This is a genomic window from Polynucleobacter sp. Tro8-14-1, assembly GCF_018881655.1.
In the GTDB taxonomy this organism is placed as follows: Bacteria; Pseudomonadota; Gammaproteobacteria; order Burkholderiales; family Burkholderiaceae; genus Polynucleobacter.
This window is the reverse complement of sequence record NZ_JACVPX010000002.1, coordinates 87250-107818: the sequence shown is the minus strand read 5'-3', so window position 1 is coordinate 107818 and position 20569 is coordinate 87250. Positions and strand designations below refer to the sequence as shown.

General features: G+C 47.5%; 10 protein-coding genes, 6 tRNA genes, 3 rRNA genes and 1 pseudogene. 19 read left to right on the top strand and 1 reads right to left on the bottom strand.

Annotated elements, in window-relative coordinates; all coding sequences use genetic code 11:
* Window positions 1–18 precede the first annotated feature (18 nt).
* Window positions 19–372, top strand: coding sequence for a c-type cytochrome (locus tag ICN34_RS02950; protein ID WP_071464428.1), 354 nt, complete (start codon window positions 19–21; stop codon window positions 370–372).
* 9 nt (window positions 373–381) lie between these two features.
* On the opposite strand, the gene ICN34_RS02945 is transcribed toward ICN34_RS02950, so the two are convergent.
* Complete coding sequence (locus ICN34_RS02945) at window positions 382–1038, bottom strand: GNAT family N-acetyltransferase (RefSeq protein ID WP_072582058.1); 657 nt, start codon at window positions 1036–1038, stop codon at window positions 382–384.
* Window positions 1039–1522: 484 nt separating this feature from the next.
* Between ICN34_RS02945 and ICN34_RS02940 the strand changes: the two genes are divergently transcribed.
* The 18 genes and pseudogenes from ICN34_RS02940 (at window position 1523) to rpoC (ending at window position 20523) form a co-directional block, all read left to right on the top strand.
* A 16S ribosomal RNA gene (locus ICN34_RS02940) occupies window positions 1523–3055 on the top strand.
* 58 nt (window positions 3056–3113) lie between these two features.
* A tRNA-Ile gene (locus ICN34_RS02935) sits at window positions 3114–3190 on the top strand.
* Between the two features lie 30 nt (window positions 3191–3220).
* A tRNA-Ala gene (locus ICN34_RS02930) sits at window positions 3221–3296 on the top strand.
* A gap of 267 nt (window positions 3297–3563) precedes the next feature.
* A 23S ribosomal RNA gene (locus ICN34_RS02925) occupies window positions 3564–6437 on the top strand.
* Window positions 6438–6543: 106 nt separating this feature from the next.
* A 5S ribosomal RNA gene (gene rrf / locus ICN34_RS02920) occupies window positions 6544–6657 on the top strand.
* The 16S, 23S and 5S rRNA genes sit together here with 5 tRNA genes alongside, the layout of an rRNA operon.
* A 105-nt stretch (window positions 6658–6762) precedes the next feature.
* Window positions 6763–6847 (top strand) — tRNA-Tyr (locus ICN34_RS02915).
* Between the two features lie 5 nt (window positions 6848–6852).
* Window positions 6853–6926: transfer RNA gene (locus ICN34_RS02910), tRNA-Gly, on the top strand.
* 21 nt (window positions 6927–6947) lie between these two features.
* A tRNA-Thr gene (locus ICN34_RS02905) sits at window positions 6948–7022 on the top strand.
* A gap of 64 nt (window positions 7023–7086) precedes the next feature.
* Window positions 7087–8277: an elongation factor Tu gene (gene tuf / locus ICN34_RS02900; protein ID WP_071464430.1), complete on the top strand. Its 1191-nt coding sequence runs from the start codon at window positions 7087–7089 to the stop codon at window positions 8275–8277.
* Between the two features lie 27 nt (window positions 8278–8304).
* Window positions 8305–8380, top strand: a tRNA-Trp gene (locus ICN34_RS02895).
* Window positions 8381–8400: 20 nt separating this feature from the next.
* Window positions 8401–8778, top strand: a complete 378-nt coding sequence (secE, locus tag ICN34_RS02890) for a preprotein translocase subunit SecE (protein WP_072582059.1) — start codon at window positions 8401–8403, stop codon at window positions 8776–8778.
* 7 nt (window positions 8779–8785) lie between these two features.
* Window positions 8786–9358 (top strand): transcription termination/antitermination protein NusG, encoded by a 573-nt coding sequence (gene nusG / locus ICN34_RS02885; protein ID WP_072582060.1) that lies wholly within the window; start codon window positions 8786–8788, stop codon window positions 9356–9358.
* Between the two features lie 147 nt (window positions 9359–9505).
* Window positions 9506–9937, top strand: a complete 432-nt coding sequence (gene rplK, locus ICN34_RS02880; protein WP_068320088.1) for a 50S ribosomal protein L11 — start codon at window positions 9506–9508, stop codon at window positions 9935–9937.
* A 2-nt stretch (window positions 9938–9939) separates the two neighbouring features.
* A complete protein-coding gene (gene rplA, locus ICN34_RS02875; RefSeq protein ID WP_071464433.1) occupies window positions 9940–10641 on the top strand; it encodes a 50S ribosomal protein L1 in 702 nt (233 codons plus the stop codon).
* 238 nt (window positions 10642–10879) lie between these two features.
* A pseudogene (gene rplJ, locus ICN34_RS02870) lies at window positions 10880–11398 on the top strand (50S ribosomal protein L10); the annotation flags it as partial.
* Window positions 11399–11557: 159 nt separating this feature from the next.
* Window positions 11558–11932, top strand: a complete 375-nt coding sequence (gene rplL, locus ICN34_RS02865; RefSeq protein WP_011901893.1) for a 50S ribosomal protein L7/L12 — start codon at window positions 11558–11560, stop codon at window positions 11930–11932.
* 226 nt (window positions 11933–12158) lie between these two features.
* Entirely contained in the window at window positions 12159–16259 is a 4101-nt protein-coding gene (gene rpoB / locus ICN34_RS02860) for a DNA-directed RNA polymerase subunit beta (RefSeq protein WP_216120702.1), read from the top strand.
* A 1-nt stretch (window position 16260) separates the two neighbouring features.
* On the top strand, window positions 16261–20523 hold the full coding sequence (gene rpoC / locus ICN34_RS02855; protein WP_072582062.1) for a DNA-directed RNA polymerase subunit beta': 4263 nt from the start codon (window positions 16261–16263) through the stop codon (window positions 20521–20523).
* The last annotated feature ends 46 nt before the right edge of the window (window positions 20524–20569 follow it).

Genomic DNA, 20569 nt, shown 5'->3' with positions numbered 1-20569 from the left:
TTTTTTCGTAGGTTGGTGATGTTTAAAAAGCGAGCGATTGTAAAAATAGTTTTTTTATTTACAGTGCTCGCTTATTTCTTGCCTACTGCGCAGGCGAATATTCAAGACGAGAATGCATTCGCACTTGCAAAACAAAATGCTTGCTTGGGCTGCCATGCAATCAATAAAAAAATTGTTGGCCCTAGTTTTCAAGCGGTGGCAGAAAAATATAAGAGCGACCCCAATGCTCAAGCATTTTTAAAAAATAAAATTGCTAAAGGAGGGTCTGGTTCTTGGGGCATTGTGCCTATGCCGGCCAACTCAAAATTGAGTGATGCGGATTTATCTACATTAACTAGCTGGATATTGCGTGGCGCACCCAACAAAAACTAAGGCTAGAAGTTAAGGCGCTAGACCGGGTCTTCCTAAGAGCCACCACCAGGCTTGATTAGAGCGTTTGAGGTTTTCTTTTAGGGCGTAGTCCATGCCAGCCCACTGCGCATTGGCAGCCTCTTCCACAATAGTCGCGGGATTTGCTGGGGGCAACTTAAGGCAAGCATCAGCATCGCCATAGGCGTATTCAACGGTCATCCCTGCCTTTTGAGCCAAATGCATCATGGCTTTGTTATTGGCAAGACAATGAACGTAAAGGGTTTCAATGCTGGTATTGCGTGAGTGAACGGCTGAGCGTTGTAACAACGCTGTGCCCAGGCCCTGGGAGCGCCCTTCTGGTAACACAGACACACCAAATTCAGCAGCTCGCGCCTCACCCTTATGCTCAGGCAAATAGGCTAGATGGGCCATACCAACTAGCTTCAGATCTAAATTGAAAACACCAAAAATGACATCCCGATTGAAATCAAGACCTTCTACATAGTGACGAATCACCTCATCAGGAGTCTGGGTACCAAACCGTAGCCGCCTATCTTCATCATTTAGTTGTAGTAAATGATTCAATATTTCCCGTCTATATCCAGCGTGAAGTTCGCGAACGGGCACAGCCTGCCCAGCCATATAAGGGCTTGAAGGTAAGTGACTATTCGCTAATTTATTGTGCATAGCAATATTTTAGCAGGGATAGCTAAAAATTACAGGGTTTTCCCTAAGTTTGTTGCAAATAGGCCAAATCAGCATCAAAAAACAGCGTAATTTTTGGTTTGTTTAGGGCTAAACCTTAAAAAATAAGAAATTTCGAAAAAAAGTTGAAATTTTTTTCGAAATATAACCCATTGTTTTAATTGGATATATTTTTAAACTAAGAAAAAACTTAGCCTTTTTTAATTAAAAGAGTACGAAAGGTGTTGACGACCCTAAAAATGTGGGATATAGTCTCACCTCTCTGCTGAATGTTTTACGAAATACGAAAAACAAGTCAGCCCTCTTTAAAAATTAGTCAACCGATAATTGTGGGTACTAAGTGAAAGCATCCAGTCCTTCGGGACAGATGTAAATAAATAGTACTCATAGACAGTAAAAAGATTTGGTTTTATTACCAAGTCAATTTCTTGAATGAGTGCGACGATCCGCAAGGATCACAGGAATTGAACTGAAGAGTTTGATCCTGGCTCAGATTGAACGCTGGCGGCATGCCTTACACATGCAAGTCGAACGGCAGCACGGGTGCTTGCACCTGGTGGCGAGTGGCGAACGGGTGAGTAATACATCGGAACGTACCTTATCGTGGGGGATAACGCAGCGAAAGCTGTGCTAATACCGCATACGCCCTGAGGGGGAAAGCGGGGGATCGAAAGACCTCGCGCGATTAGAGCGGCCGATGCCTGATTAGCTTGTTGGTGGGGTAAAAGCCCACCAAGGCGACGATCAGTAGCTGGTCTGAGAGGACGATCAGCCACACTGGGACTGAGACACGGCCCAGACTCCTACGGGAGGCAGCAGTGGGGAATTTTGGACAATGGGGGAAACCCTGATCCAGCAATGCCGCGTGAGTGAAGAAGGCCTTCGGGTTGTAAAGCTCTTTTGTCAGGGAAGAAACACCGGCTCTAACACAGTCCGGGAATGACGGTACCTGAAGAATAAGCACCGGCTAACTACGTGCCAGCAGCCGCGGTAATACGTAGGGTGCAAGCGTTAATCGGAATTACTGGGCGTAAAGCGTGCGCAGGCGGTTATACAAGACAGGCGTGAAATCCCCGGGCTTAACCTGGGAATGGCGCCTGTGACTGTATAGCTAGAGTGTGTCAGAGGGGGGTAGAATTCCACGTGTAGCAGTGAAATGCGTAGATATGTGGAGGAATACCAATGGCGAAGGCAGCCCCCTGGGATAACACTGACGCTCATGCACGAAAGCGTGGGGAGCAAACAGGATTAGATACCCTGGTAGTCCACGCCCTAAACGATGCTGACTAGTTGTTCGGGATTTACATCCTGAGTAACGTAGCTAACGCGTGAAGTCAGCCGCCTGGGGAGTACGGTCGCAAGATTAAAACTCAAAGGAATTGACGGGGACCCGCACAAGCGGTGGATGATGTGGATTAATTCGATGCAACGCGAAAAACCTTACCTACCCTTGACATGTCACTAACGAAGTAGAGATACATTAGGTGCTCGTAAGAGAAAGTGAACACAGGTGCTGCATGGCTGTCGTCAGCTCGTGTCGTGAGATGTTGGGTTAAGTCCCGCAACGAGCGCAACCCTTGTCTTTAGTTGCTACGCAAGAGCACTCTAAAGAGACTGCCGGTGACAAACCGGAGGAAGGTGGGGATGACGTCAAGTCCTCATGGCCCTTATGGGTAGGGCTTCACACGTCATACAATGGTGCATACAGAGGGTTGCCAACCCGCGAGGGGGAGCTAATCTCAGAAAATGCATCGTAGTCCGGATCGTAGTCTGCAACTCGACTACGTGAAGCTGGAATCGCTAGTAATCGCGGATCAGAATGTCGCGGTGAATACGTTCCCGGGTCTTGTACACACCGCCCGTCATACCATGGGAGTGGGTTTTGCCAGAAGCCGTTAGCCTAACCGCAAGGAGGGCGACTGCCACGGCAGGGTTCATGACTGGGGTAAAGTCGTAACAAGGTAGCCGTATCGGAAGGTGCGGCTGGATCACCTCCTTTCTAGAGAAAAGATGCTGAATCCTAGTGCCCACACTTATCGGTTGACAATAAAAGCCACGGGTCTGTAGCTCAGCTGGTTAGAGCACTGTGTTGATAACGCAGGGGTCGTAGGTTCAAGTCCTACCAGACCCACCACCAGCCAGAAACAAGACTTAGTGGGACGTTGGGGGATTAGCTCAGCTGGGAGAGCACCTGCTTTGCAAGCAGGGGGTCGTCGGTTCGATCCCGTCATCCTCCACCATCATCTAAATGTCAAAACTAAGCGAATATTTAATCGTTTAGTTTTGCCATTTATGGCTGTTCTTTAAAAATTTGAGTAAGCAAAGTGTCAAATGTTTCTTTGAGAGGACATTTGACAATGTAATAAGGGTAAAGATTGAATCATCAATCAGTAATACAAACGAGTTTTACCAAGTTCTTAACAAAGTACTTACAGTTTGGATTACGGCAAACATGTCAGAAGTAGAAGTAAACCTGTAACAGGTACTAGCAATGGTGCTCGTTATAGGATCAAGTGAATAAGTGCACATGATGGATGCCTTGGCGATTACAGGCGACGAAAGACGTTATAACCTGCGATAAGCCCCGGGGAGCTGGTAAATAAGCTTTGATCCGGGGATTTCTGAATGGGGAAACCCACCACTTTTGTGGTATCCATACCTGAATACATAGGGTATGAGAAGCGAACCTTGTGAACTGAAACATCTAAGTAGCAAGAGGAAAAGACATCAACCGAGATTCCCAGAGTAGTGGCGAGCGAAATGGGAAGAGCCTTCTAGTGATATCTCAGTAATTAACAGAATGGAATGGAAAGTCCAACAATAAAGGGTGATAGTCCCGTATGTGAAAATTATTGAGTGGTACTAGGCTAGAGACAAGTAGGGCGGGACACGTGAAATCCTGTCTGAATATGGGGGGACCATCCTCCAAGGCTAAATACTCGTAATCGACCGATAGTGAACAAGTACCGTGAGGGAAAGGCGAAAAGAACCCCGGGAGGGGAGTGAAATAGATCCTGAAATTGTGTGCATACAAACAGTAGGAGCCTCGTAAGGGGTGACTGCGTACCTTTTGTATAATGGGTCAGCGACTTACATTCAGTAGCAAGCTTAACCGAATAGGGAAGGCGTAGCGAAAGCGAGTCCGAATAGGGCGCTAGTTGCTGGGTGTAGACCCGAAACCAGTTGATCTATCCATGGCCAGGTTGAAGGTGCGGTAACACGTACTGGAGGACCGAACCCACTAACGTTGAAAAGTTAGGGGATGAGCTGTGGATAGGGGTGAAAGGCTAAACAAAACTGGAAATAGCTGGTTCTCTCCGAAAACTATTTAGGTAGTGCCTCGTGTATCACTGTAGGGGGTAGAGCACTGTCATGGTAGTGGGGTCCATTGCGGATTACTGCGCCATAGCAAACTCCGAATACCTACAAGTGCAAGCACGGGAGACAGACATCGGGTGCTAACGTCCGGTGTCAAGAGGGAAACAACCCAGACCGCCAGCTAAGGTCCCTAATATATGCTAAGTGGGAAACGAAGTGGGAAGGCTAAAACAGTCAGGAGGTTGGCTTAGAAGCAGCCATCCTTTAAAGAAAGCGTAATAGCTCACTGATCGAGTCGTCCTGCGCGGAAGATGTAACGGGGCTAAGCATATAACCGAAGCTGCGGATCACAGCAATGTGATGGTAGGAGAGCGTTCTGTAAGCCTGTGAAGGTGTCTTGTAAAGGATGCTGGAGGTATCAGAAGTGCGAATGCTGACATGAGTAGCGATAAAGGGGGTGAAAAGCCCCCTCGCCGTAAGCCCAAGGTTTCCTGTTCAACGTTCATCGGAACAGGGTGAGTCGGCCCCTAAGGCGAGGCAGAGATGCGTAGCTGATGGGAACAAGGTTAATATTCCTTGACCATTGTTAGATGCGATGGGGGGACGGATCGCGGAAAGTTGTCCGGGTGTTGGAAGTCCCGGTTCTTGCGTTGGAGATGGCTATTAGGTAAATCCGGTAGCGTAATTCAAGGGCGTGAGACGAGCGAATTTATTCGCGAAGCAATTGGAAGTGGTTCCAAGAAAAGCCTCTAAGCTTCAGTCTAACAAGACCGTACCGCAAACCGACACAGGTGGGCGAGATGAGTATTCTAAGGCGCTTGAGAGAACTCAGGAGAAGGAACTCGGCAAATTTGTACCGTAACTTCGGGATAAGGTACGCCCTGGTAGTTTGACCCTGTACAAGGGGAGGACGAAAGGGTTGCAATAAAAAGGTGGCTGCGACTGTTTAATAAAAACACAGCACTCTGCAAACACGAAAGTGGACGTATAGGGTGTGACGCCTGCCCGGTGCTGGAAGATTAAATGATGGGGTGCAAGCTCTTGATTGAAGTCCCAGTAAACGGCGGCCGTAACTATAACGGTCCTAAGGTAGCGAAATTCCTTGTCGGGTAAGTTCCGACCTGCACGAATGGCGTAACGATGGCCACACTGTCTCCTCCTGAGACTCAGCGAAGTTGAAATGTTTGTGATGATGCAATCTACCCGTGGCTAGACGGAAAGACCCCATGAACCTTTACTGTAGCTTTGCATTGGACTTTGAATCGGTCTGTGTAGGATAGGTGGGAGGCGTTGATAACAGGATGCTAGTTCTGTTGGAGCCAACCTTGAAATACCACCCTGATTTATTTGAGGTTCTAACCTTGGCCCGTTATCCGGGTCGGGAACAGTGCATGGTAGGCAGTTTGACTGGGGCGGTCTCCTCCCAAAGTGTAACGGAGGAGTACGAAGGTACGCTTGGTACGGTCGGACATCGTACCTAAAGTGCAATGGCAAAAGCGTGCTTAACTGCGAGACCGACAAGTCGAGCAGGTGCGAAAGCAGGTCATAGTGATCCGGTGGTTCTGTATGGAAGGGCCATCGCTCAACGGATAAAAGGTACTCTGGGGATAACAGGCTGATACCGCCCAAGAGTTCATATCGACGGCGGTGTTTGGCACCTCGATGTCGGCTCATCTCATCCTGGGGCTGTAGCCGGTCCCAAGGGTATGGCTGTTCGCCATTTAAAGAGGTACGTGAGCTGGGTTTAAAACGTCGTGAGACAGTTTGGTCCCTATCTGCCATGGGCGTTGGAGATTTGACGGGGGCTGCTCCTAGTACGAGAGGACCGGAGTGGACATTCCGCTGGTGTACCTGTTGTTTCGCCAGAAGCATCGCAGGGTAGCTATGAATGGAAGAGATAACCGCTGAAAGCATCTAAGCGGGAAACTTGCCTGAAGATGAGATCTCCCGTAGGTTTAACCTACATAAAGGGTCGTTGAAGACCACAACGTTGATAGGTCGGGTGTGGAAGTGCAGTAATGCATTAAGCTAACCGATACTAATTGCCCGTTAGGCTTGATCCTATAACCAGCACTATTGTGTTGGATGTTTGCCAGATTTAATCTGCATCCTTATTACATGCTTACTCAAATAGAGTTGTTGATTTAATCAGCAACTCGACCCTCTACGCCCGGTGACCATAGCAAGTTGGAACCACTCCTTCCCATCCCGAACAGGACAGTGAAACGACTTTACGCCGATGATAGTGCGGATTACCCGTGTGAAAGTAGGTAACTGCCGGGCACCAATGCGACGCCCAGACCCTCTTAGGTCTGGGCGTTTTTACTTGTGCAAAGCGTTTAGAGATATTGACAGAAACTCCATTTGGAGTCAGAATATTGGGTTCGCGGAGGGGTGTCCGAGCGGCTAAAGGAGGCAGACTGTAAATCTGTTGGCTATGCCTACGTAGGTTCGAATCCTACCCCCTCCACCAGATGTGCGGGATTAGTTTAATGGTAAAACAGCAGATTTCCAATCTTCGGTCAAGAGTTCGATTCTCTTATCCCGCTCCAGAATTTGTTGCATTAGATTTCGCCCATGTGGCTCAGTGGTAGAGCACTCCCTTGGTAAGGGAGAGGTCGGCAGTTCGATCCTGCCCATGGGCACCATGTTTGATTTTATTAATTGTGTATTTCGTGTTTGGTTTAAGAGTTAACTAAAGGCAGATTAAAAATGGCAAAAGAAAAATTCGAGCGGACAAAACCGCACGTAAACGTAGGCACCATCGGTCACGTTGACCACGGTAAAACTACATTGACAGCAGCAATTGCAACCGTGCTTTCTAAAGCATTCGGTGGCGAAGCTAAAGCATATGATCAGATCGATGCTGCTCCTGAAGAAAAAGCACGCGGTATTACGATTAATACAGCGCACGTTGAGTACGAGACAGCAAACCGTCACTACGCACACGTGGATTGCCCAGGACATGCTGACTACGTGAAGAACATGATTACTGGTGCTGCTCAGATGGACGGCGCTATTTTGGTTTGTTCTGCTGCTGACGGCCCAATGCCACAAACACGTGAACACATCCTCTTGGCACGCCAAGTGGGTGTTCCTTACATCGTGGTGTTCTTGAACAAATGCGACATGGTTGATGACGCTGAATTGTTAGAGCTCGTTGAAATGGAAGTTCGTGAGCTTTTATCTAAGTACAACTTCCCTGGCGATGACACACCAATCATTCAAGGTTCTGCTAAGTTAGCCCTTGAAGGCGACGAAGGCCCATTGGGTAAAGAAGCCATCATGAAATTGGCTGAAGCATTAGATACTTATATCCCAACTCCAGAGCGTGCTGTTGATGGTGCCTTCTTGATGCCAGTAGAAGACGTGTTCTCTATCTCCGGTCGCGGTACTGTTGTGACTGGTCGTATCGAGCGCGGTATCGTTAAAGTAGGCGAAGAGATCGAAATCATCGGTATCAAGCCAACACTCAAGACCACTTGTACTGGTGTTGAAATGTTCCGTAAATTGCTCGACCAAGGTCAAGCAGGCGATAACGTTGGTATCTTGTTACGCGGTACAAAACGTGAAGAAGTTGAGCGCGGCCAAGTATTGGCTAAGCCAGGTTCAATCACCCCACATACTCACTTTACAGCCGAGGTGTACATCTTGGGTAAAGACGAAGGTGGTCGTCATACACCGTTCTTTAACAACTATCGTCCACAGTTTTACTTCCGCACAACGGACGTAACTGGTTCAATCGAGTTGCCAAAAGACAAAGAAATGGTCATGCCTGGCGATAACGTCACGATTACCGTAAAACTCATCGCGCCAATCGCGATGGAAGAAGGTTTACGTTTTGCGATCCGTGAAGGTGGCCGTACTGTTGGCGCCGGCGTGGTTGCAAAGATTTTGGCTTAAGTAGTAAGTTTTAATTAGTTTTTATAAAGGGGTGTAGCTCAATTGGCAGAGCGTTGGTCTCCAAAACCAAAGGTTGGGGGTTCGATGCCCTCCGCCCCTGCCACGATTTGAACTGAAAGCAAAATGTCTCATCAAACAGCAAGTCATACTGAAGAAAAAAGCAGCTGGGTCACTGTACTCGCTGCTTTAATCGTCGTTGCAGCGTTAGTTCTGTACTACACGCTCGCTGATCAATCTATGTTGATTCGTCTTGCTGTTTTATTTGGCGGCATTGCAGCTGCAGTTTTGATTGTGGCAATTTCTCCTGATGGGCGTCGTTTCATCGCCTACGCAAAAGATTCTTGGTATGAAGTAAAAAAGGTTGTTTGGCCAACTCGTAAAGAGACTACCCAAATGACTCTAGTCGTATTTGGCTTTGTTCTGATCATGTCCTTGTTTTTGTGGACTGCAGACAAATTGATTGAATGGCTAGTTTTTTCAGTCTTTTTGGGCTGGAAGTGAGTAAAAAATGATTGATTCTGAAGTAGCTACTAATCCACAAGCTATCGGCAATATGCGCTGGTACGTCATTCATGCTTATTCCGGAATGGAAAAGAGCGTGAAAAGAGGCCTTGAAGAGCGTATTGCTCGCTCTGGAATGCCTGAGAAATTTGGCCGTATTTTGGTCCCTTCCGAAGAGGTTGTAGAGATCAAGTCCGGCACCAAGTCAGTTTCCGAGCGTCGTTTCTTCCCAGGATATGTCCTGATTGAGATGGAAATGACCGATGAGAGCTGGCATTTGGTGAAGAACACACCAAAAGTAACCGGTTTCGTAGGCGGCGTTCGTAATCGTCCAAGCCCAATTTCTACGGCTGAAGTAGCCAAAATCATGGATCAAATGCAGGCTGGGGTGGATAAACCTAAGCCTAAGACCCTATTTGAGGTTGGCGAGATCGTGCGAGTTAAAGAAGGCCCATTTGTTGATTTCAACGGAAATATCGAAGAAGTCAATTATGAGAAGTCAAGATTGCGCGTTTCTGTTACAATTTTTGGCCGCGGTACCCCAGTTGAGCTGGAGTTCGGCCAGGTAGAAAAGATGTAAAAACAAGGACTTAGTCCTGGTTTTAGTAGTTAGTAGTTAAGTGGTTAGCAATAACCGAGGAGCGGAGCTAGAAAGCCAAAAACTAGCGAAGCGTTTACTCAACAGCGGTCTTTCCTAATGAGGTTAGGCGCGCTTTAAGGAGCACACATGGCAAAGAAGATTATTGGCTTTATTAAGCTGCAGATCCCTGCAGGTAAAGCAAATCCATCACCACCCGTAGGTCCAGCATTGGGTCAACGCGGCCTTAACATTATGGAATTCTGTAAGGCGTTCAATGCTCAAACTCAGAGCATGGAACCAGGCCTTCCAATTCCAGTCGTGATTACAGCGTTTGCTGATAAGAGCTTCACATTCATCATGAAGACTCCTCCAGCAACCATCATGATTAAGAAGGCTGCGAAGATTGAAAAAGGATCACCACGTCCTCATACCGATAAAGTGGGTTCAATTACTCGTGCTCAAGCGGAAGAAATCGCTAAAGCAAAAATGCCAGATTTGACAGCAGCCGATATGGACGCAGCTGTTAGAACAATCGCTGGTAGCGCCCGTTCCATGGGCATCACTGTGGAAGGTCTCTAATCATGACTAAATTATCTAAACGCGTTAAAGCAATTCAATCTAAAGTTGATCGCAACAAATTCTATTCATTAGATGACGCATTGAACCTCGTTAAAGAGTGTGCAACTGCTAAGTTTGATGAGTCTATCGACGTTGCAGTTCAGTTAGGTATTGATGCTAAGAAATCTGACCAAGTTGTGCGTGGCGCAGTAGTGCTCCCGGCTGGTACAGGTAAGCATGTTCGTGTAGCTGTTTTTGCTCAAGGTGAGAAGGCTGAACAAGCTAAAGCCGCTGGTGCAGAAATCGTTGGCATGGAAGAGCTTGCTGAACAAATTAAAGGCGGCAAAATTGATTTCGATATTTTGATCGCATCCCCAGACACAATGAAAATTGTTGGTACTTTAGGTCAAGTATTGGGCCCACGTGGTTTGATGCCGAATCCAAAAGTTGGAACAGTGACTCCTGACGTTGCTACTGCAGTTAAAAATGCAAAAGCGGGTCAAGTTCAGTTCCGCGTGGACAAAGCCGGTATCGTGCACGCAAGCATTGGCCGTCGTTCATTCGAGCCAACTGCATTGAAATCCAACTTGCTCGCATTGCTCGAGGCTTTGAATAAAGCGAAGCCACCTGCATCTAAGGGTATTTATTTAAAGAAGGTTGCCGTAAGCAGCACCATGGGTGCAGGCGTACGCGTAGACCAAGCATCGTTACAGGCAGCAGCTTAATTAGCCTGTAGCAAAAAAGAACTTTGGGTCGACGCCCACTCTTTGAGTGAGAGTCGAACATCAAAGACCGTTGGTGAATGAGTTTGCTTTTATAGGGATGAATTCTTAATCGTTACGAAAGTAATAGCCAGCGCAGATGGCGACCCTGAAAAGATTTTCACAAGAACCTTGTGAACAAATGATCAGACGCTGGTGTGTAACCCCAACTGGAAACAGTTGGTTTTTTAGGAGTTAAACCGTGCCTTTGAATGTACAAGACAAAAAAGCGATTGTTGCTGATGTCGGCGCTCAATTGGCTGGAGCCCAAACTGTCGTGCTCGCTGAATACCGTGGTATTCCAGTAGAGCAGTTGACAAAGCTACGTGCTAGCGCACGTGACCAAGGTGTATATCTTCGCGTTTTGAAGAACACATTGGCACGCCGTGCTGCACAAGGCACACAGTTTGAGCCTCTTGCCGATTCGATGGTTGGCCCCTTGATCTACGGCATTTCTGCTGATCCGATTGCTTCGGCAAAAGTATTGCAGAACTTTGCTAAGACTCAAGACAAGCTGGTCATTACTGCTGGCTTATATAACGGCAAGTTGTTGGACGTAGCGGGTGTTAAATCCCTCGCGTCTATTCCAAGCCGCGACGAGTTGTTATCTCAGTTGTTGGGTGTGATGTTGGCCCCAGTTTCTGCGATGGCTCGCGTATTGGGCGCAGTAGCAGCACAAAAGGCAGAAGGAGCACCTGCTCCTGTTGCAGCACCGGTAGCAGAAGTAGCAGCAGCCCCAGCAGAAGTAGTTGCTGAAGCCGCCGCTCCAGAAGCAAGTGCTGAGCCTGCAGCCTCAGCCCCAGAAGCTGGAACAGAAACACCTGAAACCCCTGCCGCTGAATAAGCGACAGATTAACTATTTAAGTATTAGGAGCTAAAAATGGCGATTACTAAAGAAGAAATCATTGATGCAGTAGGTAGCATGTCCGTTATGGATTTGAACGACTTGGTTAAGGCGTTCGAAGAGAAGTTTGGCGTTTCCGCTGCAGCGATGGCTGTTGCTGGTCCTGCTGGTGCAGCTGGCGGCGCTGCTGCTGAAGAGCAAACAGAATTCACTGTTAACTTGCTCGAAGCTGGCGCAAACAAGGTTTCAGTAATTAAGGCAGTTCGCGAAATTACTGGTCTTGGCTTGAAAGAAGCTAAGGACTTGGTTGACGGTGCACCGAAGCCAATCAAAGAAGCTGTTGATAAGAAGACGGCTGAAGAAGCTAAGAAGAAGCTTGAAGAAGCTGGCGCTAAAGCAGAACTCAAGTAATACATACAATGCTGGCGCCTCTCAAAAAGGGGCGTTAGCCATGTTGGGTTTGACCTCTAGAGGTCAAACCCGATTTCATTTCTGATTGAAATCGGGTTTGCCTTCTGATACGACTGCAGAATGCAAGTTTGGTCGGACACTAAATCTATCGGTTTAGTGTTGTCCGCCAGTGATTGGTAGTGGCCAATCGCCAAATCTTTGTACAGTCGCTGAATTCGGAGATGAAATGAACTATAGCTTCACCGAACGCAAGCGAGTCCGTAAAAGCTTTGCTAAGCGAGTAAATAACCACCAGGTTCCGTACCTGATCGCAACGCAGCTGGAATCCTACGCTAAATTTTTACAGGCTGAAAAGCCAGCAATGTCTCGTCTTACTGAGGGACTTCAAGCTGCCTTTACATCAGCATTCCCAATTGTGTCTAACAACGGCTATGCACGTATGGAATACGTGTCTTACCAGTTATCACAGCCACCATTTGACGTTAAAGAATGTCAACAGCGTGGTTACACATACCACTCTGCCTTGCGCGCAAAAGTTCGCTTGATTATTTATGATCGCGAAGCGCCTACTAAGGTTAAAGAGGTAAAAGAGAGCGAAGTCTACATGGGTGAAATTCCACTCATGACAGAAAATGGCTCTTTTGTGATTAACGGTACTGAGCGCGTAATCGTTTCTCAGTTGCACCGTTCCCCAGGCGTGTTCTTCGAACACGATAAGGGCAAGACACACAGCTCAGGTAAGTTGCTGTTCTCAGCACGCATCATTCCTTACCGTGGTTCATGGCTCGATTTTGAGTTTGATCCGAAAGACATTCTCTATTTCCGCGTTGACCGTCGTCGTAAGATGCCTGTCACCATTTTGCTCAAAGCAATTGGTTTAAACAACGAACAGATTCTTGCGAACTTCTTTAACTTTGATCATTTCTCATTAACTGCTAACGGCGGTTCAATGGAATTTGTGCCAGAGCGTTTGCGTGGTCAGTTGGCTAGCTTTGATGTGCTCGATAAGAATGGCGTTGTTGTCATTCAAAAAGACAAGCGTATCAATGCAAAGCATATTCGTGAACTCGAAGCTGCTAAAACTAAAACAATCGCTGTACCAGACGACTATTTAATTGGTCGTGTAGTAGCGCGCAATATCGTTGATCCAGATTCTGGTGAAATCTTGGCCTACGCTAATGATGAAATCACTGAAGAGGTATTGGCTACATTGCGCGATGCAGGCATCAAGCAATTAGAAACTATCTACACCAATGATTTGGATTCTGGTGCATACATTTCTCAGACATTGCGTACTGATGAAACAGCAGATCAAATGGCTGCTCGTATCGCCATTTACCGCATGATGCGTCCTGGCGAGCCTCCAACAGAAGATGCTGTTGAAGCCTTGTTCCAGCGCTTGTTCTATAACGAAGATACTTACGATTTGTCGCGTGTTGGCCGCATGAAGGTCAACAGCCGTTTGAACCGTCCAGAAATGGAAGGTCCAATGGTTCTGTCGAACGAAGATATTCTCGACACTATTAAGTCCCTCGTAGATTTGCGTAACGGCAAAGGCGAAGTAGACGATATCGATCACTTAGGTAATCGTCGTGTACGTTGCGTTGGCGAGTTGGCTGAAAACCAATTCCGTGCTGGTTTGTCACGTGTTGAGCGTGCGGTTAAAGAACGTCTTGGCCAAGCCGAAACAGAAAACCTCATGCCGCATGACTTGATTAACAGTAAGCCAATCTCTTCTGCGATTCGTGAGTTCTTCGGTTCTTCACAGTTGTCCCAGTTTATGGACCAAACCAACCCGCTTTCAGAGATCACGCACAAGCGTCGTATTTCTGCGTTGGGACCTGGTGGTTTGACCCGCGAGCGCGCAGGCTTTGAAGTGCGCGACGTGCATCCAACCCACTATGGACGTGTTTGCCCAATTGAAACTCCCGAAGGACCAAACATTGGTTTGATCAACTCACTCGCGTTATTTGCGCGTTTGAATGAGCATGGTTTCTTAGAAACTCCATACCGTAAGGTTTCCAATAGCAAGGTAAGCGATGAAGTGGTTTACCTCTCTGCGATTGAGGAAGCAAAGTATGTGATTGCTCAGGCAAACGCAACAATCGACAAGAGCGGTAAGTTGGCCGACGAATTAGTTTCTGCTCGTCAAGCTGGTGAAACCATGATGGTTAGCCCAGAGCGCATCGATTTCATCGACGTTGCTCCTAGCCAGATCGTTTCTGCTGCCGCTTCACTCGTTCCATTCTTAGAGCACGATGATGCAAACCGTGCGTTGATGGGTGCGAACATGCAGCGTCAAGCAGTTCCTTGCTTGCGTCCGGATAAGCCATTGGTTGGTACAGGTTTAGAGCGTATTGTTGCGGTTGACTCTGGCACTGTTATTTTGGCGTCCCGCGGCGGTATCGTTGATTATGTTGACGCTAACCGTGTTGTGATTCGTGTAAACGATGATGAGACAGCTGCTGGTGAAGTTGGTGTGGATATTTATAACCTCATCAAGTACACCCGTTCAAACCAAAACACCAACATTAACCAACGTCCTATCGTTCAGGCTGGTGATCGCGTAGCGCGTGGTGACGTTGTTGCTGACGGCGCATCTACCGATTTGGGTGAATTGGCTTTGGGTCAAAACATGACTGTGGCATTTATGCCATGGAACGGTTACAACTTCGAAGATTCAATCTTGATTTCTGAGAAAGTTGTTGCTGACGACCGCTACACCTCTATTCATATTGAAGAGTTGTCAGTGGTTGCGCGTGATACCAAGCTGGGTTCAGAAGAAATTACTCGCGATATCTCCAATTTGGCAGAGTCACAACTCTCCCGTTTGGATGAAAGCGGTATTGTTTACATCGGTGCTGAAGTTGAAGCTGGCGACGTATTGGTTGGTAAAGTAACTCCAAAGGGCGAGACTACTCTCACTCCTGAAGAGAAGTTACTACGTGCGATCTTCGGTGAAAAAGCATCTGACGTTAAAGATACTTCTTTGCGCGTTCCATCAGGAATGATCGGTACTGTTATTGATGTTCAGGTCTTCACCCGTGAAGGTATTGAGCGTGATGCACGTGCACAGTCAATTATCCAAGAAGAATTACAACGCTATCGTTTGGACTTGAACGACCAGTTGCGTATTGTTGAGGGCGATGCCTTCATGCGTTTAGAAAAACTGTTGATTGGTAAAGTTGCCAATGGTGGTCCTCAGAAATTAGCTAAAGGCACTAAGATTGACAAGGAATACCTTGCCAGCTTAGATAAATACCATTGGTTTGACGTTCGTCCAGCAGATGATGAGGTTGCCTCACAAGTTGAAGCAATTAAATCTTCTATCGAAGCGAAGCGTAAGCAATTTGATGAGGCTTTTGAAGAGAAGCGCACCAAGCTTACCCAGGGCGATGATTTACAGCCTGGCGTAACAAAGATGGTTAAGGTGTACTTGGCCGTTAAGCGTCGTTTACAGCCTGGTGACAAGATGGCCGGTCGTCACGGTAACAAAGGTGTGGTTTCTAAAATCGCCCCAGCTGAAGATATGCCATTTATGGCTGACGGACGCCCTGTTGACATCGTCTTGAACCCATTGGGTGTTCCTTCCCGTATGAACGTTGGCCAGATCTTGGAAACCCATTTAGGTTGGGCTGCCCAAGGTATTGGTAAGCGTATTGACGAGATGGTTCGTGAGCACGCTAAGCAAACTGAATTACGTAAGTTCTTCAAGCAGCTTTATAACGAAACAGGTCGTGTTGAAGACATCGACAACTTCACTGATGAGCAGATCAATGTTTTGGCTGAGAATCTCCGCCAAGGCTTGCCATTTGCTACTCCAGTGTTTGATGGTGCTACTGAAGCTGAAATCGGACGCATGCTCGAGTTGGCGTATCCAGAAGATGTTGCTAAATCTTTGAAGATGACCCCTTCACGTCAGCAAATGATTTTGTGCGACGGCCGAACTGGCGACCAATTTGAGCGTCCAGTCACTGTTGGCGTAATGCACGTCTTGAAACTCCACCATTTGGTCGATGACAAGATGCATGCACGTTCAACCGGACCTTACTCTTTAGTAACGCAACAGCCATTGGGCGGTAAAGCTCAGTTCGGTGGTCAGCGCTTTGGTGAGATGGAAGTCTGGGCCCTCGAAGCATACGGTGCTTCATATGTCTTGCAGGAAATGCTGACAGTGAAGTCCGATGACGTCGCAGGCCGTACCAAGGTTTATGAAAACATCGTCAAGGGCGAGCACACGATTGATGCTGGCATGCCCGAATCCTTCAACGTGCTGGTAAAAGAAATCCGTTCGTTGGGTATTGACATTGACATGGAGCGCAACTGATATGAAAGCATTGCTCGATTTATTTAAGCAAACGCAGGGCGAAGAGCAGTTTGATGTCATCAAAATTGGTCTCGCATCTCCTGAGAAAATTCGCTCATGGTCTTTTGGTGAAGTACGCAAACCAGAAACCATCAATTACAGGACTTTTAAGCCCGAGCGTGATGGTTTGTTCTGCGCCAAGATTTTTGGACCAACCAAAGACTACGAGTGCTTATGCGGTAAGTACAAGCGTTTAAAGTTCCGTGGCGTAATCTGCGAGAAGTGCGGCGTTGAAGTTACTCTCGCTAAGGTGCGTCGTGAGCGCATGGGCCACATTGAGTTGGCAGCCCCTGTAGCGCACATTTGGTTCTTGAAGTCATTGCCATCCCGTTTGGGTATGGTTCTCGATATGACATTGCGTGATATCGAGCGCGTTCTTTACTTTGAAGCATATGTAGTAGTTGATCCTGGTATGACTCCTGAAGGCGCGATGAAGCGCGGTCAGATCATGTCTGAAGATGAATACATTGCTAAGACCGAAGAGTATGGTGACGGTGCATTTACCGCCATCATGGGCGCGGAAGGTATTCGTGATCTCTTGCGTTCGATTGATATCGATCGTGAAGTAGAGACTATTCGCGCTGACTTAAAAGCCACTGGTAGCGATGCCAAGATCAAGAAATACGCTAAGCGCTTAAAAGTGCTCGAGGCGTTCCAGACTTCAGGCATCAAGCCTGACTGGATGATCATGGAAGTATTGCCAGTATTGCCACCTGAATTGCGCCCATTGGTGCCATTGGATGGCGGTCGCTTTGCTACTTCAGATTTGAACGACCTCTACCGTCGTGTGATCAACCGTAACAACCGTTTAAAGCGTTTGTTAGAGTTGCGCGCACCAGAGATCATCGTTCGTAACGAAAAACGGATGTTGCAAGAAGCGGTTGACTCATTGCTCGACAACGGTCGTCGCGGTAAGGCTATGACTGGCGCTAACAAGCGTCCTCTCAAGTCCTTGGCCGAGATGATTAAAGGTAAGAGCGGTCGTTTCCGTCAAAACTTGTTGGGTAAACGTGTTGACTACTCTGGTCGTTCAGTCATCGTGGTTGGCCCTACATTGAAGTTGCATCAGTGCGGCTTACCAAAATTAATGGCCTTGGAATTATTCAAGCCATTCATTTTCAACAAGCTTGAGACTTTGGGTATTGCAACCACGATTAAGGCTGCAAAGAAAGAAGTTGAAAGCCAGACTCCAATCGTTTGGGACATTCTCGAAGAAGTCATTCGTGAACATCCAATCATGTTGAACCGTGCGCCTACATTGCATCGTCTTGGTATTCAGGCTTTCGAGCCAATGCTGATTGAAGGTAAAGCAATCCAATTGCACCCATTAGTCTGCGCGGCATTTAATGCGGACTTTGACGGTGACCAAATGGCGGTTCACGTTCCTTTGTCGCTCGAAGCGCAAATGGAAGCACGTACATTGATGTTGGCTTCGAACAACGTATTGTTCCCAGCTAACGGCGAGCCATCAATCGTTCCGTCACAGGACGTGGTGTTGGGTCTGTACTACGCTACACGTGACAAGATCAACGGTAAGGGTGAAGGCATGGTTTTCGCTAACATTACTGAAGTAGTACGTGCATACGAAGCAGGTCAAGTTGAATTGGCTTCTCGTGTTGCTGTTCGTATTACTGAGTTTGAGATTGTGGACAAGAAGGCAGAGGGCGATGCCCGTTTTGCTGAAAAGACCAAGATCTATCAAACATCAGTTGGCCGTGCAATCTTGTCTGAGATTTTGCCTAAAGGCATGTCTTTCGAGGAAATTAACAAGCCTTTGAAGAAAAAAGAAATCTCACGCTTGATCAACACTTCATTCCGTAAGTGCGGTTTACGTGAAACTGTGATTTTTGCCGACCGCCTCTTGCAGTCTGGTTTCCGTTTGGCAACCAACGCTGGTATCTCAGTTGCGATCGACGATATGCTGATCCCAACTTCTAAAGAGCGCATCATCACTGAGGCATCTGCCAAGGTTAAGGAGTATGACAAGCAGTTCATGTCAGGTCTCGTAACCAATCAAGAGCGTTATAACAACGTAGTTGATATTTGGGGTGCTGCAGGCGACCAAGTTGGTAAAGCAATGATGGATGAGTTGTCACACGTTGACGTACTCGATCGTAACGGTAAGACTGTGCGTCAAGAATCCTTTAACTCCATCTACATGATGGCGGATTCTGGTGCGCGTGGATCTGCAGCGCAGATTCGTCAGTTGGCTGGTATGCGTGGTTTGATGGCTAAGCCTGATGGCTCCATCATTGAAACCCCAATTACTGCGAACTTCCGTGAAGGTTTGAACGTATTGCAGTACTTCATCTCAACCCACGGCGCTCGTAAAGGTCTGGCAGATACAGCGTTGAAGACAGCGAACTCGGGTTACTTGACACGTCGTTTATGCGACGTCACTCAAGATCTCGTGGTGATCGAAGATGATTGCGGCGCAACTAATGGTGTAACCATGAAGGCGCTGGTTGAAGGCGGCGAAATTATCGAAGCATTGCGTGACCGTATTTTGGGTCGTGTATGTATCGGTGACATCGTTCATCCTGACACACAAGAAGTCATTGTTCCGAACGACACCTTGCTCGATGAAGATCACGTTGATCAAATCGTTGCATTGGGTATCGACGAAGTTAAAGTTCGCACAGTATTGTCTTGCTTAACTCGCTTTGGTTTGTGCGCGAAGTGCTACGGACGCGATCTAGGTCGCGGTGGTTTGGTAAACGTTGGTGAAGCAGTTGGCGTGATCGCTGCTCAGTCCATCGGCGAGCCAGGCACACAGTTGACTATGCGTACTTTCCATATTGGTGGCGCAGCGTCACGTGCATTGGTTGCAAGCAACATCGAAGCTAAGTCTAATGGTGCTTTGAAATTCTCTGCCACGATGCGTGTTGTCAAGAATGCGAAGGGTGAGCAGATCGTGATTTCACGTTCTGGCGAAGCCTTGATCGTTGATGAGAATGGTCGTGAGCGCGAGCGTCATAAAGTGCCTTATGGTGCAACTCTCTTGTTGAAAGAAGATGCAGCTGTTAAGGCTGGCGCAAGCTTGGCGACTTGGGACCCATTAACACGTCCGATTATTTCTGAGTACGCTGGTATCGCCCGCTTCGACAACGTTGAAGAAGGTGTAACCGTTGCTAAGCAGGTAGACGAAGTTACCGGTCTTTCCACCTTGGTGGTAATTGACGGTAAGCGTCGTTCTGCAGCAAGCAAAGGCGTTCGCCCAGTGATCAACTTGGTTGATGACAAGGGTAACGAAGTCATGATCGCCGGTACTGATCACCCAGTAAACATTGGCCTCCAAGTGGGCGCGTTGATTACTGTTAAAGATGGTCAAAAAGTCGAAGTTGGTGAAGTATTGGCGCGTATTCCAATCGAATCACAGAAGACTCGCGACATTACCGGCGGTTTGCCACGCGTCGCTGAATTGTTCGAAGCACGTTCACCTAAAGATGCAGCTGTCTTGGCGAAAGTTACTGGAACAGTTTCCTTCGGTAAAGAAACCAAAGGTAAACAACGTTTGGTGATTACCGATATGGACGGCGAAGCCAATGAATTCTTGATTCCTAAAGAAAAGCAAGTTCTCGTTCATGACGGTCAAGTTGTGAACAAGGGCGAGATGATTGTGGAAGGCCCAGCTGATCCACATGACATCTTGACTCTCAGAGGTATTGAAGAGTTGGCGATCTACATCGTTGATGAAGTTCAAGACGTTTACCGTTTGCAAGGCGTGAAGATTAACGACAAGCACATTGAAGTGATCGTGCGTCAAATGTTGCGTCGTGTGCAGATCACTGATGGCGGCGATACCGCTTACATCACTGGTGAGCAAGTTGAGCGTTCAAAACTGTATGACGCTAACGATTTAGTGATTGCCGCAGGTAAGCGCCCAGCTCAGTTCGAAAACGTGCTGTTGGGTATTACTAAAGCATCCTTGTCGACCGACAGCTTCATTTCAGCGGCTTCTTTCCAAGAAACCACCCGTGTATTGACCGAAGCCGCAATTATGGGCAAGACCGATACACTCCGTGGCCTCAAGGAAAACGTCATTATTGGTCGTCTAATCCCTGCTGGTACCGGCTTGTCTTACCGCCGTGCACGCAAGGTCAGAGAGCAATTCGAGCGTGACCGCGCTCAAATGATTGCCGCCGAAGAGGAAGCAATAGCCAATATGCCTGTAGAAATAGAGGCTGAAGTCGTTGCTCCTGCTGGGGAGGCTGATCCGAGCTAATTTGGTAATTCTGGCCAGAAATGGCCAGTTTTTTCCCCATTTGGTT

Excerpts from the sequence above, each read along its gene's own strand:
- ICN34_RS02950 (WP_071464428.1), top strand. The coding sequence starts at position 19 with ATGTTTAAAAAGCGAGCGATTGTAAAAATAGTTTTTTTATTTACAGTG.
- ICN34_RS02945 (WP_072582058.1), bottom strand. The coding sequence starts at position 1,038 with ATGCACAATAAATTAGCGAATAGTCACTTACCTTCAAGCCCTTATATG.
- tuf (WP_071464430.1), top strand. The coding sequence starts at position 7,087 with ATGGCAAAAGAAAAATTCGAGCGGACAAAACCGCACGTAAACGTAGGC.
- secE (WP_072582059.1), top strand. The coding sequence starts at position 8,401 with ATGTCTCATCAAACAGCAAGTCATACTGAAGAAAAAAGCAGCTGGGTC.
- nusG (WP_072582060.1), top strand. The coding sequence starts at position 8,786 with ATGATTGATTCTGAAGTAGCTACTAATCCACAAGCTATCGGCAATATG.
- rplK (WP_068320088.1), top strand. The coding sequence starts at position 9,506 with ATGGCAAAGAAGATTATTGGCTTTATTAAGCTGCAGATCCCTGCAGGT.
- rplA (WP_071464433.1), top strand. The coding sequence starts at position 9,940 with ATGACTAAATTATCTAAACGCGTTAAAGCAATTCAATCTAAAGTTGAT.
- rplL (WP_011901893.1), top strand. The coding sequence starts at position 11,558 with ATGGCGATTACTAAAGAAGAAATCATTGATGCAGTAGGTAGCATGTCC.
- rpoB (WP_216120702.1), top strand. The coding sequence starts at position 12,159 with ATGAACTATAGCTTCACCGAACGCAAGCGAGTCCGTAAAAGCTTTGCT.
- rpoC (WP_072582062.1), top strand. The coding sequence starts at position 16,261 with ATGAAAGCATTGCTCGATTTATTTAAGCAAACGCAGGGCGAAGAGCAG.